This is a genomic window from Paenimyroides ceti (assembly GCF_030409925.1).
On the sequence record NZ_JAUFQU010000001.1, the window covers coordinates 1,894,860 to 1,908,268 of the forward strand.

The 13,409-nt window shown below is 36.2% G+C and carries 12 protein-coding genes; 4 read left to right on the plus strand and 8 right to left on the minus strand.

Translation table 11 applies throughout. The annotated features are described in order from the left end of the window. Positions 1–13: 13 nt before the first annotated feature. Positions 14–1,360: a DEAD/DEAH box helicase gene (locus QW060_RS09420; RefSeq protein ID WP_290363324.1), complete on the plus strand. Its 1,347-nt coding sequence runs from the start codon at positions 14–16 to the stop codon at positions 1,358–1,360. A 1-nt stretch (position 1,361) separates the two neighbouring features. Here QW060_RS09420 and ung read toward each other — a convergent pair whose 3' ends face one another. Beyond that, positions 1,362–2,009, minus strand: a complete 648-nt coding sequence (ung, locus tag QW060_RS09425; RefSeq protein WP_290363325.1) for a uracil-DNA glycosylase — start codon at positions 2,007–2,009, stop codon at positions 1,362–1,364. Positions 2,010–2,089: 80 nt separating this feature from the next. On the opposite strand from ung, the gene QW060_RS09430 reads away from it, so the two are divergent. The 3 genes from QW060_RS09430 (at position 2,090) to pheT (ending at position 7,200) form a co-directional block, all read left to right on the plus strand. After that, on the plus strand, positions 2,090–4,264 hold the full coding sequence (locus QW060_RS09430; protein ID WP_290363326.1) for an endonuclease MutS2: 2,175 nt from the start codon (positions 2,090–2,092) through the stop codon (positions 4,262–4,264). Between the two features lie 5 nt (positions 4,265–4,269). After that, positions 4,270–4,680, plus strand: coding sequence for a thiol-disulfide oxidoreductase DCC family protein (locus QW060_RS09435; protein WP_290364739.1), 411 nt, complete (start codon positions 4,270–4,272; stop codon positions 4,678–4,680). Positions 4,681–4,761: 81 nt separating this feature from the next. Then, complete coding sequence (gene pheT, locus QW060_RS09440; RefSeq protein ID WP_290363327.1) at positions 4,762–7,200, plus strand: phenylalanine--tRNA ligase subunit beta; 2,439 nt, start codon at positions 4,762–4,764, stop codon at positions 7,198–7,200. Between the two features lie 102 nt (positions 7,201–7,302). Here the strand turns inward: pheT and sucD are convergent, their stop codons facing one another. The 7 genes from sucD to lpxD all read right to left on the minus strand — a co-directional run bounded on the left by sucD (position 7,303) and on the right by lpxD (position 13,398). Further along, positions 7,303–8,175, minus strand: a complete 873-nt coding sequence (gene sucD / locus QW060_RS09445; RefSeq protein WP_290363328.1) for a succinate--CoA ligase subunit alpha — start codon at positions 8,173–8,175, stop codon at positions 7,303–7,305. An 83-nt stretch (positions 8,176–8,258) separates the two neighbouring features. Then, positions 8,259–8,624: a nuclear transport factor 2 family protein gene (locus QW060_RS09450; protein WP_290363329.1), complete on the minus strand. Its 366-nt coding sequence runs from the start codon at positions 8,622–8,624 to the stop codon at positions 8,259–8,261. A gap of 2 nt (positions 8,625–8,626) precedes the next feature. Then, positions 8,627–9,547: a UDP-3-O-(3-hydroxymyristoyl)glucosamine N-acyltransferase gene (locus tag QW060_RS09455; RefSeq protein ID WP_290363330.1), complete on the minus strand. Its 921-nt coding sequence runs from the start codon at positions 9,545–9,547 to the stop codon at positions 8,627–8,629. 12 nt (positions 9,548–9,559) lie between these two features. After that, positions 9,560–10,126, minus strand: coding sequence for an elongation factor P (gene efp, locus QW060_RS09460; protein WP_290363331.1), 567 nt, complete (start codon positions 10,124–10,126; stop codon positions 9,560–9,562). A gap of 23 nt (positions 10,127–10,149) precedes the next feature. Beyond that, the gene (gene lpxA / locus QW060_RS09465; RefSeq protein ID WP_290363332.1) at positions 10,150–10,935 is read right to left on the minus strand and encodes an acyl-ACP--UDP-N-acetylglucosamine O-acyltransferase; all 786 of its coding nucleotides are present in this window, start codon (positions 10,933–10,935) and stop codon (positions 10,150–10,152) included. A gap of 23 nt (positions 10,936–10,958) precedes the next feature. Beyond that, complete coding sequence (locus QW060_RS09470) at positions 10,959–12,347, minus strand: bifunctional UDP-3-O-[3-hydroxymyristoyl] N-acetylglucosamine deacetylase/3-hydroxyacyl-ACP dehydratase (protein ID WP_290363333.1); 1,389 nt, start codon at positions 12,345–12,347, stop codon at positions 10,959–10,961. A gap of 37 nt (positions 12,348–12,384) precedes the next feature. Beyond that, a complete protein-coding gene (gene lpxD / locus QW060_RS09475) occupies positions 12,385–13,398 on the minus strand; it encodes a UDP-3-O-(3-hydroxymyristoyl)glucosamine N-acyltransferase (RefSeq protein WP_290363334.1) in 1,014 nt (337 codons plus the stop codon). Positions 13,399–13,409 lie beyond the last annotated feature (11 nt).

Below are 13,409 nucleotides of genomic sequence, written 5' to 3' on the forward strand. Positions count from 1 at the left end.
AAAAATATTTTTCATGGCAACATTCGAGCAATTCAATTTACCCAAATCCTTAGACAAAGCACTTAATGAATTAGGGATAACTACCCCTACTCCTATTCAGGAAAAAACATTCAATGTGATCATGTCCGGGAGAGATATCATGGGAATCGCTCAGACAGGTACCGGAAAAACATTTGCCTATTTATTACCTATTTTAAAACAGTGGAAATTTTCACATTCGTATAATCCTAAAGTAACCATTCTCGTTCCTACAAGAGAATTAGTTGTTCAGGTAGTAAACGAAATAGAAAAGCTGACAAAATACATGTCAGTACGTACCGTTGGAGTCTATGGCGGGGTAAACATAAATACACAAAGAAACAGTCTTGAATTGGGTGTAGACATCCTTGTAGGAACACCGGGTAGAATGATGGATCTGGCACTGGACAGCGATTTGAGATTTGATGATATGCAGAAATTAATCATCGATGAATTTGATGAAATCCTCAACATGGGATTCCGTCATCAGCTCACTTCTATCTTATCAATGATGAAAAAGAAACGTCAGAACATCTTATTTTCTGCTACCATGACAGAAGAAGTAGATGCCTTACTCGAAGATTTTTTTGACTATCCGGAAGAAATATCTCTGGCTCCATCAGGAACACCGCTTGAAAAGATACAACAATACGGTTATCACGTACCTAATTTTCTGACCAAAATCAATGTCCTAAAAGACTTGCTTTCAAAAGATGAAAGCATGTCGCGTATCTTGATATTCGTAAACAACAAACGCATTGCCGACTATGTACTCGAAGCTCTTGAAGCAGAATTTCCAGAACAATTCGGAGTCATCCATTCCAATAAAACACAGAATTACCGTTTAAATACGATGGAATCTTTCCGTAACAATGAAGTAAGAGGTATTGTTACAACCGATATTATGGCACGTGGATTGGATATCTCTGATATTACGCATGTGGTAAACCTTCAATTCTCGGAAATAGCAGAACAATATATCCACAGAATCGGAAGAACAGGAAGAGCCGATAAAGAAGGAATTGCCATCAGTTTAATTGATCCTAAAGAAGAGGAAAAACAATTTGCTGTTGAAGTACTCATGGAAAAGGAAATAGAAATTCTTCCAATACCATCAGCAGTAAAAACAGAAGAACAACTTTTGGAATTTGAAAAAGACCAGTCAAAATTAAGAACGGGTAATAAGATCAAAAAAATTGTTCGTGGTGAAGCATTTCATGAGAAAAAAGATAAAAATAAGAAAGTAAATCTCGGAGGTCCCGGAAAAAGAAACCCAAGAAAGACTGAGTCCAGAAACCGCGGCGTAGAAAGAAAAAGAGATGAAAAACGCAAAAAGAAATAGCCTACCAGAAGATAGGCTCTTTTCCATTTGCTGATAAATATTGATTGGCCTGGCTAAAGTGTTTGTTTCCAAACCACTTTCCCTGATTGGCACTCATAGGCGATGGATGCCCGGAGTTTAATACCAGATGCTTATTGCGATCTACTATTTTACCTTTCTTTTGCGCATAATTGCCCCAAAGCATAAAAACAACGCCTTCTTTTTCCGAAGATATTTTTTCAATCGCAGCCTCAGTAAAAATTTCCCACCCTTGTTTTTGGTGACTTCCCGGTGATGCCTGACGTACGGTGAGTACATCATTCAGCAATAACACACCTTGTTTAGCCCAGCGCTCAAGATTTCCGGAAGGAGGAATTGGTGCTCCCACATCGTTTGATACTTCTGCAAATATATTTCGCAGAGAAGGCGGAAAAGGAATACCATCATTCACAGAAAAACTGAGTCCGTTTGCCTGACCATAACCATGATACGGATCCTGACCTAAAATAACTACCTTGACATCATCCAGTTTACACCAGCGAAAGGCATTAAAAATGAATTCTTTGGGAGGAAAAACAGTTTGTGTAGCATATTCATGTTCTACAAATCTTTTTAACTGCTGATAATATTCTTTTTGTTGTTCGGCTTCAATAAATTGTTTCCACGTCATAATAATCGTTTTGTTATCCAAAAATAAGCATTAATATTTATTTGATATATCTTCGTAAATTTGCAACAAATAAAATTTCTATGAAATCCATTCATAAAAAAACCTTACAAGATTTAGAGTTTCTTACCGTTTTAGAATCCATTGCACATTACTGTACTACGGAACCCGGAAAAGAAGCGGCTCTTGAAATACATCCCTTTACAGACAAAGAAACGCTTTTAAGCAATTTAAAGCAAACTTCTGAATATACTTCTTCTTTTACAAACAATAACGTCATTCCAAATCATTATTTTGATCCTATTGATCATGAATTGAAATATCTGAAGATTGAAGACAGCTATCTTGAAGTAAGCGGTTTTAAAAAAATTGCCATACTTACTCATACCACAAACGAACTGCTTCTCTTTTTTAAAAAATTTGAAGAATACTATCCGGAATTATCTGCTGCAAGTAGTGAACTTGATATAAACAAAGTAATTCTTCATAAAATTGATCAGGTAATTGATAAGTACGGGGAAATTAAAGACAATGCTTCTGTAGATCTGACGAGCATCCGGCAACAGATAAACATGGTACGGGGCAAAATCAATCAAAGTTTCGGAGTAGCCCTCACCCAATACAACAGTGCGGGTTATCTGGACGATATCAAAGAAACTATTGTAGACAACCGCCGTGTACTGGCTGTATTGGCAATGTACCGCAGAAAAGTAAAAGGTACTGCGTTAGGACAATCAAAAACGGGAAGCATTGTGTATATGGAACCTGAAAGTACCTACCGCTTTTCACAGGAGCTTACCAATCTCGAATTTGAAGAACGCGAAGAAATCATGCGCATTCTGAAACAGCTCACCAATGAAATTCGCCCTTTTACAGCTGATCTTGAAGAATATCAGCACTATTTATCGAGAATAGATGTCATTTCCGGAAAAGCAAAATATGCTGTAAAAATTCAGGGTATTCTGCCACATATTACAGAGGAAAAAAGACTGTATTTCAGAGAAGCATTCCACCCTATTCTTTATTTATCCAATAAAGAAAAAGGAAAAATAACGCATCCGCAAACCATTGAGCTTTCCAAAGAAGGAAGGATTATTGTGATTTCAGGACCCAATGCAGGAGGTAAAAGTATTACCCTGAAAACCATTGGTCTTTTACAGTTAATGTTACAGAGCGGTATTCTCATCCCCGTACATGAAAGAAGCGAAACGTTCCTTTTTGATTATATACTTACGGATATAGGAGACAATCAATCTATAGAAAATCATTTGAGTACGTATAGCTATCGCTTAAAAAACATGAATTATTTTCTAAAAAAATGCAATAAAAAAACCTTATTTCTGATTGATGAGTTCGGTACCGGATCTGATCCGGAACTCGGAGGGGCACTCGCAGAAGTATTTTTAGAAGAATTTTATGATCGGGAAGCTTTTGGAATCATCACTACCCACTACTCCAATCTGAAAATGCTTGCCAACGAACTGCCTTATGCGACCAACGCCAACATGATGTTTGATGAGAAATCATTAGAACCCTTATACAAACTAAGCCTTGGTCAGGCAGGAAGCTCTTTTACATTTGAAGTAGCTCAAAAAAACGGTATTCCGTACAGTCTCATTAACCGCGCAAAAAAGAAAATCGAAACCGACAAAGTCCGTTTTGATAAAACCATAGCCAACCTTCAGAAAGAACGATCTAAACTTGAAAAGACATCTCAAACGCTCAGAGAAGAAGAAAATAAAGCAAGGGAAGAAAGTAAGAAAATGGAATCCATCAATTCAAAAATACAGGATAAACTGGAGCGCTATCAGGAGCTGTATGATGCCAACCAACGCTTTATATATCTCGGACAGCGTATAGATGATCTTTCTGAAAAATATTTCAACAATAAAGACAAGAAAACGTTGATTGGTGAATTGTTAAAGACGGTGGAGATTGAAAACTCAAAGCGCAAAAAGGTAACCCTTAAAGAAAAGAAAGCCAAAGAGACAGAACAGAAAAAAATAGTACAGGAAGTTGAACAGAAGGTAGAAGAAATCCGAAAAGAAAAGAAAGAAAAAAAAGCTGCAAATTTGGCAGAAAATAAACCAAATAAAACTAACTTTATACTGAAAATAGGAGATAAAGTGAGAATGACTGACGGAAAGGCTGTCGGCACGATTGATGCTATAGAAAAGAATAAGGCCACTGTGAATTATGGCTTTTTTACCTCAAAGGTAGATTTAGAACAATTAGAAATGGTTGAAAGAAAAAAATGATGGAAATAGTAGATTTACCAAAAAATAAAAAAATTATCCTTTTTGACGGGGTTTGTAATTTTTGCAACGATGTCATCAATAAAATAATTGCTAAGGACACCAAAAACGTTTTTGTATTTGCTTCCTTACAATCAGAAATCGGACAAAAAATATTGAAACACATTGGTTTAAGCAATGATTTGGACACTATCGTTTTATACGAACCGGGTATTGCTTATTACGTTAAAAGTGATGCTGCCATCGAAATCGCTAAGCAGATCGGGGGGATATATTCCTTATTGAGAATAGGAAATCTGTTACCGCGGCGACTGCGCAATCTCACCTACGATTACATTGCCAGAAACCGGTATAAATGGTATGGAAAAAAAGATGCCTGTATGATTCCGACACCAGAAATGAAAGCGAAATTTCTGTAAGAAAAGCGTATTAAATATCAATCAAAAATAATTTTTCATCCGAGAGGCAATGCGTATATTTGCCGTTAAAAACAAAAACTAATGCACATTTCATATAACTGGTTAAAACAATTTATAAAATTAGAAACCACACCTGAAGAAACCGCTAAAATACTAACCGATTTAGGTCTCGAAGTAGAAGGTATCGAATCCTTTGAAAGTTTGAAGGGAGGGCTTAAAGGAGTGGTTGTTGGTCATGTTATTTCTTGCGAACAGCATCCGAATGCGGATAAGCTTAAAATTACTAAAGTAGATTTAGGAAACGGAGAAGCACCGGTACAGATTGTTTGTGGAGCGTCTAATGTGGCAGCAGGTCAAAAAGTAGCAGTAGCTACTATTGGCACCTTATTATATGATAAAGACGGGAATGAATTTCAGATTAAAAAAGGTAAAATCAGAGGAGAAGACAGTTTTGGGATGATCTGTGCTGAAGATGAACTCGGTTTGGGAGACAGTCATGAAGGCATCATGGTTCTGGATCAGGATATTAAACCCGGAACTTCTGCTGCAGAATTATTTGAAATTTCTACCGATAGTGTATTTGAAATCGGATTGACACCCAACCGCGCAGATGCTATGAGCCACTGGGGAGTAGCACGTGATTTACGCGCAGGATTAACACAAAACCATCCGAATACCAATCATTCAGAATTAATCACTCCGTCAGTAAGCAAATTCAAGGTTGAAAAACGTACCTTAAAATACGATGTTGTCGTTGAAGACACAAAACAAACGCCTCGCTATTGTGGTGTGACCATATCGGGTATTGAAGTAAAACCTTCACCTTCCTGGTTGCAAAACAGATTGAAAGCAATCGGGATAAATCCGAAAAACAATATTGTAGATGTTACTAATTATGTTTTACATGAATTAGGTCAGCCTTTACATGCCTTTGATTCTGCACGCATCAAAGGAAACAAAATTTATGCGAAAAACCTGCCAACGGGTACTAAATTTACTACTCTTGACGGTGTTGAACGTACATTACATGAAGAAGATATCATGATTTGTGATGACCACGGACCATTATGTATTGCCGGGGTTTTAGGAGGTCTGAATTCAGGCGTTTCTGAAACAACTACAGCAATCTTTTTAGAAAGTGCTTATTTCAATTCTGTTGCAATCCGTAAAACCGCAAAAAGACATAGTATAAGTTCTGATGCTTCATTCCGTTTTGAAAGAGGAATTGATCCTAATATTACAGATTATGCCTTAAAGCATGCTGCCTTATTGATTCAGGAAGTTGCCGGTGGAGAGATTACTTCAGATATCATTGATATTTTCCCTAAAAAGATTGATGACTTTTCTGTCTTTTTAAACTTCAATAACGTAAATAAAATATTAGGAGAAGATATATCCAAAGAAACCATTAAAAAAATATTGGTATCCTTAGACATCAAAGTAAACAGCATCTCGGATCTTGGATTGGGACTTACAGTACCTTCCTATCGTGTAGATGTACAACGTGAAATTGATGTTATTGAAGAAATATTGCGCGTATATGGTTTCAACAACATAAAAACCGGATCTAAACTCAATGCTACTATAAGTAACAGTTCGCGTACTGATGATCATATGGTACAAAATATCGTAGCCAACCAGTTAGTGAGTCAGGGATTCTACGAAATCATGGCAAACTCTCTTACAACACCTGTGTATAGTGAGCTGGCAGAGTCTTTAGATGCAAACAAACAAGTACATATTTTAAATCCGCTGAGCAATGATTTATCCATTATGAGACAAACATTACTTTTCGGAGGTTTAGAATCTATTTCCTATAATATCAACCGAAAAAATTCTGATTTAAAGTATTTTGAATTCGGGAATACATATGAAAAGAACATCGGTAACAGCTATGATGAATATAAGCATCTTGCCTTATTTATTACAGGAAACACAACAGCCGGCAATTGGAATACGACAGCAGCGCCTGTAGACTTTTTCCTTTTCAAAGGTTATATAGACACTTTGTTGAGCCGTTTAGGAATAAACAAACTAAACACCCAGCCTCTGACAAATGATATTTTCTCTGAAGGAATATCATATCACTTAGGAAATCGTAAAATTGTTGAATTTGGTGTGGTTAAGAAAACTATAGCAAAGCATTTTGACATCAAACAGGAAGTGTTTTTTGCAGATATCAATTGGAATAACATTCTTAATGTAGTTTCTGCTAAAATAAAATTTACCGATATTCCTAAATTCCCTGTTGTAAAAAGAGATTTAGCTTTATTGATAGATGCAGAAATGCCTTTTAATAAAATCTATGAAGTTGTAAAATTAGTTGATAAAAATACCATCAAGGATATTTCTCTATTTGATGTTTATCAGGGAGATAAACTACCTGAAGGTAAGAAATCATACGCGATCAGTCTGAAACTACAGGATGAAAACAAAACCCTTACTGATGCTCAGATTGAAAAAATAATGAGTAAGGTACAGAAAGAACTGGAAACAGAGGTACAGGCTCAATTAAGATAAAAAATGAAAAACGGTTAATAATAACCGTTTTTTTTATTATTTCAGGATATAAAAAAACAGCTTATGAATAAGCTGTTTTTTTATTATGATACGTAAAAAGGATTAACCTAATACTTCTTTTACTTTTTTACCGATTTCAGCAGGAGAGTCAACTACATGGATTCCATTTTCTCTCATGATACGTTTTTTAGCTTCTGCAGTATCATCTGCTCCACCAACGATAGCTCCGGCATGCCCCATTGTACGTCCTTTAGGTGCAGTTTCACCTGCAATGAATCCGATAACTGGTTTTTTGTTACCATTTTCTTTAATCCAACGAGCAGCATCTGCTTCCAACTGACCTCCGATCTCACCAATCATAATGATCGCTTCTGTCTCCTCATCATTCATCAGCAATTCTACCGCCTCTTTAGTAGTAGTTCCGATAATTGGATCTCCACCGATACCGATCGCAGTCGTAATACCTAAACCTTGTTTTACAACCTGATCTGCAGCCTCATATGTTAATGTTCCAGATTTTGAAACAATTCCTACTGTTCCTTTTTTGAAAACAAAACCAGGCATGATTCCTACTTTTGCTTCACCCGGAGTAATTACACCCGGACAGTTTGGACCAACTAAACGGCATTCCTTACCCTTAATATAATCATAAGCTTTAACCATATCAGCAACAGGAATACCTTCTGTGATACAGATGATTACTTTGATACCCGCATCAGCAGCTTCCATTATTGCATCAGCAGCAAATGCCGGCGGTACAAAAATAATTGAGGTATCTGCCTGAGCTTTCTCCACAGCATCTCTCACTGTATTGAAAACAGGACGCTCTAAATGTGTACTTCCTCCTTTTCCAGGAGTCACACCACCTACAACGTTCGTACCGTATTCAATCATTTGAGAAGCATGGAAAGTACCTTCGCTTCCTGTAAATCCTTGTACAATTATTCTTGAATTTTTATTTACTAAAACGCTCATAATTATCTTATAGTTTTTTTTATATTATTTAACAAAAATAGCCTTTTGAATTCGAATTTAAAATTTTTTAATCTTAAAAAAATTTAATTTAATAGCTGACTCATCTGATAGCCTTTATAGAGCTTACCGTCTTTTACTTCCCAAACCGTAAAAAAGACTGCAAGGATAAGTTCTTCCTCAGGATTTTCAAAAGTTCTTACATAAAATGAGTAGCGTATGGTAACGGTATCACCTTCTGCAAGTACCTGATCAATTTGTGTAGTTAAAGAAAAATAGGAATGTTTTAAATCTTTGGATAAAGCTAAAATATCATTAAAATCAAGCGTAAGAAGCCCTTTAGAACTATACCATTCCAAAATAACATCTTCATGCAGAATTTCCAAACAATACGATTTACTTAATATTCCTGCCGATTTGTAAAAATTCTCTACTATTTCTTTTGCACTCATATCTATTTCAATTTTGCAAGTACATTTTTTATTGCTGCACGTTGTTTATATTCCTCACGAGCAACTTCAGCCGGTGAACCAAAATAGACATTATCACCGGGAAGGTTTTTTGAAACTCCTGATTGTCCCAGTACCACTGCTTTTTTTCCGATAGTCACACCGCTGGTTATTCCTACCTGTCCCCAAAGCGTTACTTCGTCTTCAATAATGACACATCCTGCAATTCCTACATGAGATGCGATGAGACACATTTTACCGATTTGACTGTCATGTCCGACATGCACATGATTATCGAGCTTAGAACCGGCACCGATGGTGGTTTCACCCGTTACTCCTCTGTCAATCGTTGTCATGGCGCCCATACTCACATTATCTTCAATAACAACTTTACCTGAAGAAATGAGCTGATCAAAATGATCCGGTCTTTTCTTATAGTAAAAAGCATCAGCTCCCAAAACAGAACCGCTGTGAATAATTACATTATCTCCGATAATGGTATCATCATAAATGGAAACATTGCTGTGAATCAGACAATTTTTTCCAATTTTTACATTGTTTCCAATGAAAGTGTTTGGCTGTATAACAGTTCCTTCACCAATCTCTGCGGTATCTGCAATGCTTTTTTCTGCAGGCTGAAACGGTTTGAAATATACTGCTAATTTATTGAAATCTCTGAATGGATCATCTGAAATTAACAATGCCTTTCCTTCTGGACAATCGACCTTTTTATTAATGAGTACAACAGAAGCATTAGACTGTAATGCTTTGTCATAGTATTTAGGGTGATCTACAAACACAATCTCCCCTGTTTTAATCACATGAATTTCATTCATTCCCACTATAGGAAAATCAGCCGCACCAACATAGTCACACCCCAGTATCTGAGCTATGGTATCCAAACGATATGTCTTGGGAAATCGCATATTACAGAATAATTATTCTTTAATTCTTTCGCTATAGTTTCCTGTAGCTGTATCTATTTTAATTTTATCTCCTTCATTGATAAATAAAGGAACATTAACCGTAGCTCCTGTTTCTACCGTAGCAGGTTTTGTAGCGTTAGTAGCCGTATTTCCTTTTACTCCCGGTTCTGTATAAGTAACTTCTAAGATAACAGATGCCGGCATATCTACTGATAATGGCATCTCAGTCTCTGCATTGATCTGAATCATTACATTTTCACCTTCTTTCAACAAATCCGGAGCATCTAATACATCTCTGTTTAATGTAATTTGTTCATAGCTTTCTGTATTCATGAAATGAAATTCAGTTCCTTCTGCGTACAGGTATTGAAATTTATGTGTTTCTACACGAACCACATCAATTTTATGTCCGGCAGAAAACGTATTATCCAACATTTTTCCATTCGTTACACTTTTCATTTTTGTACGTACAAATGCAGGTCCTTTTCCTGGTTTCACGTGTAAGAATTCTACTATTTTATAAATATCATGATTAAACTTAATACATAATCCATTTCTGATATCTGATGTTGTTGCCATATTTATTAGTGTATATTTATTGATTAATAAGCTCCTGTATATCCTTTCATTACTCCACGGGATGAATTTCTGATGAATAAGATTATTTCATCGCGTTCCGGAGTAGCTTCCAAATCTGCTTCTATAAGACTTAAAGCCTGAGTAGTATTGTAGTTTTTCTGATATAATAGGCGATAAATGTTTTGAATTTCTCTGATTTTCTCTGTAGAAAAACCTCTTCTTCTGAGACCAACCGAATTAATACCAACATACGAAAGAGGTTCTTTTGCTGCTTTTGTATAAGGTGGTACATCTTTTCTGACTAATGAACCTCCCGAAATCATTGCATGCTCTCCAATAGTTATAAACTGATGAATTGCTGTAAGACCTCCGATTATTGCATAATTTCCTACAGTTACGTGACCAGCCAATGCACATGCATTTGCAATCACTACATGATGTCCTACTTCACAGTCATGTGCTATATGTGCATATGCCATGATTAGACAGTCACTTCCGACAACAGTTTTACCTGAAGCCACTGTTCCTCTGTTTACAGTAACACACTCTCTGATAGTAGTATTATCACCAATAATCGCCAAAGTTTCTTCTCCGCTAAATTTTAAATCCTGTGGTATCGCTGAAATAACTGCACCGGGAAATATGGTACAATTCTTACCGATACGGGCTCCCTCCATAATGGTTACATTAGATCCTATCCAAGTGCCTTCTCCAATTTCAACATTATTATGTATCGTAGTAAATGGCTCTATTACTACATTTTTAGCTATTTTAGCTCCTGGATGAACATACGCTAAAGGTTGATTCATTTTATTATAATATGTAATTACTATTATTTTGCTTTTACTATTTGTGCCATTAATTCAGCCTCAGTAGCTATCTTACCATTTGCGTATGCGTATGCCTGCATATGACATATTCCTCTACGGATCGGACTAATCAGGTCTAATTTAAAGATCAAGGTATCACCGGGTAACACCTGTTGCTTGAATCGTACATTATCAATTTTCATAAAATACGTCAAATAATTTTCCGGATCCGGAACGGTACTCAAAGCCAGAATTCCTCCTGCCTGCGCCATTGCTTCTATCTGCAATACACCCGGCATGACCGGAGCTCCGGGAAAATGCCCCACAAAAAAGGGTTCATTCATTGTCACATTTTTCAAACCAACTACATGGGTGTCTGATAATTCCAAAATTTTATCTACCAGCAAAAATGGTGGTCTGTGTGGCAAGATATTCATAATTCCTTTAATATCAATCAAAGGTTCTTTATTTATATCATAAGAAGGTACCTGATTTCTCTTTTCTGTCTTGATGATTTTAGAAAGCTTCTTTGCAAACTGAGTATTGACATAATGTCCCGGTTTATTAGCAATGACTTTACCTCTTATACGGGTACCAACTAATGCTAAATCTCCAATTACATCCAACAATTTATGACGGGCTGCTTCGTTTGGATAATGTAACGTCAGATTATCGAGAATACCATTTGGTTTAATCGTAAATTTCTCTTTGTTAAATGCAACCTTAAGCTGTTCCATTGTTTCAGGAGAAATCTCTTTGTCTACATAAACGATAGCGTTATTTAAATCGCCACCTTTGATCAACCCGTGCTGTAGCAATGCTTCTAACTCATGTAAAAAACTAAACGTTCGCGCCTGAGAGATCTCTTTTCTAAATTCAGATAGATTTTTAATCGAAGCATTTTGCGTGCCCAAAACCTTAGTACCAAAGTCTACCATAGTAGTAACCTGGTATTCATCTGCAGGCATTAAAATAATTTCACTTCCTGTTTTCTCATCAACATATGAAATGACTTCTTTTACAATATATTCTTCTCTTTCAGCTTCTTGCTCACAAGTTCCAACACTGTCGATTGCTTCAACAAAAAATTTAGATGACCCATCCATTATCGGAGGCTCTGAAGCATTTATTTCAATGATCACGTTATCTAAATCACAACCCACCAAAGCAGCTAAAACATGCTCCGTTGTTTGCAATTTGACACCTTTATGCTCAAGATTGGTTCCTCTTTCTGTTGAAACCACATAATTTGCATCTGCTTGAATAACAGGTGATCCCTCTAAATCAACTCTTGTAAAAGAAAAACCGTTATTTACAGGGGCTGGTTTAAATACCATTTTTACACTTTGTCCGGTGTGTAAACCTACTCCTTCAATGGTTACTTCTTTAGCAATGGTTTTTTGTTTAACCATAATATTCAAAATTTAATATCTTTTTATTGTCTAATTCTTAATTATTTTTAAGCTTCTCAATATCCTTTACTATTTTAGGAAGGTTCTTGAAATGAACATACGATTTTGAAAAATCACTATATGCCATTGCAGGAGAACCCTGTATTTTTTCGTTGTCCGCGATATTTTTACCCACACCGGTCTGTGCCTGAATGCGTACATTATTTCCGATAGTAATATGACCTACAATTCCTACCTGACCGCCTATCTGGCAATGATGACCAATTTTGGTAGAACCTGCAACTCCGGTCTGAGAGGCAATTACGGTATGTTCGCCTATTTCAACATTATGGGCGATCTGTATCTGATTGTCAAGCTTTACTCCCTTACGGATAATAGTAGATCCCATAGTAGCTCTGTCTATAGTAGTACAGGCACCTATCTCTACATCATCTTCAATAACAACATTACCTATCTGTGGAACTTTCATATAAGATCCGTCTTCAGACGGAGCAAAACCAAATCCGTCAGAACCAACAATTGTTCCTGAATGGATGACACAATTTTTACCGATAACCGTTTCTGAATAAACTCTGGCTCCGGCAAATAAAATTGTGTTATCCCCTATTTCAACATTGTCTCCAATGAACGAATTCGGATAGATTTTTACGTTGTTTCCTATTTTGGTATTTTTTCCGATATAACAAAAACTACCTAAATAAAGATTTTCTCCGTACGTAACTCCTTCAGATATAACACTTGGTTGCTCTATTCCTGACTTCATCAGTTTTACCTGATTGGCATACTCCAAAAGTTTTGAAAATGTTTTATAAGCATCTTCCACCCGGATTAAAGTAGCTTTTATTGAACCTTCCGGCTTAAATGTTTTATTTACAATGACAACGGATGCATTGGTAGAGTATATATAATGATTGTATTTAGGATTGGCTAAAAATGAAATAGATCCGGGTGTACCTTCCTCGATTTTAGACAATTTAGATATGATCACAGATGAATCCCCTGTAATTTCTCCTTCTAAATATTCTGCTATCTGTGCTGCTGTTATTTCCATTCGTACAAAAA

Coding starts and splice junctions, on each gene's coding strand:
- efp (WP_290363331.1), bottom strand. CDS start 10,126: ATGGCAACAACATCAGATATCAGAAATGGATTATGTATTAAGTTTAAT.
- QW060_RS09420 (WP_290363324.1), top strand. CDS start 14: ATGGCAACATTCGAGCAATTCAATTTACCCAAATCCTTAGACAAAGCA.
- QW060_RS09450 (WP_290363329.1), bottom strand. CDS start 8,624: ATGAGTGCAAAAGAAATAGTAGAGAATTTTTACAAATCGGCAGGAATA.
- ung (WP_290363325.1), bottom strand. CDS start 2,009: ATGACGTGGAAACAATTTATTGAAGCCGAACAACAAAAAGAATATTAT.
- lpxA (WP_290363332.1), bottom strand. CDS start 10,935: ATGAATCAACCTTTAGCGTATGTTCATCCAGGAGCTAAAATAGCTAAA.
- sucD (WP_290363328.1), bottom strand. CDS start 8,175: ATGAGCGTTTTAGTAAATAAAAATTCAAGAATAATTGTACAAGGATTT.
- QW060_RS09455 (WP_290363330.1), bottom strand. CDS start 9,547: ATGCGATTTCCCAAGACATATCGTTTGGATACCATAGCTCAGATACTG.
- lpxD (WP_290363334.1), bottom strand. CDS start 13,398: ATGGAAATAACAGCAGCACAGATAGCAGAATATTTAGAAGGAGAAATT.
- QW060_RS09470 (WP_290363333.1), bottom strand. CDS start 12,347: ATGGTTAAACAAAAAACCATTGCTAAAGAAGTAACCATTGAAGGAGTA.
- pheT (WP_290363327.1), top strand. CDS start 4,762: ATGCACATTTCATATAACTGGTTAAAACAATTTATAAAATTAGAAACC.
- QW060_RS09430 (WP_290363326.1), top strand. CDS start 2,090: ATGAAATCCATTCATAAAAAAACCTTACAAGATTTAGAGTTTCTTACC.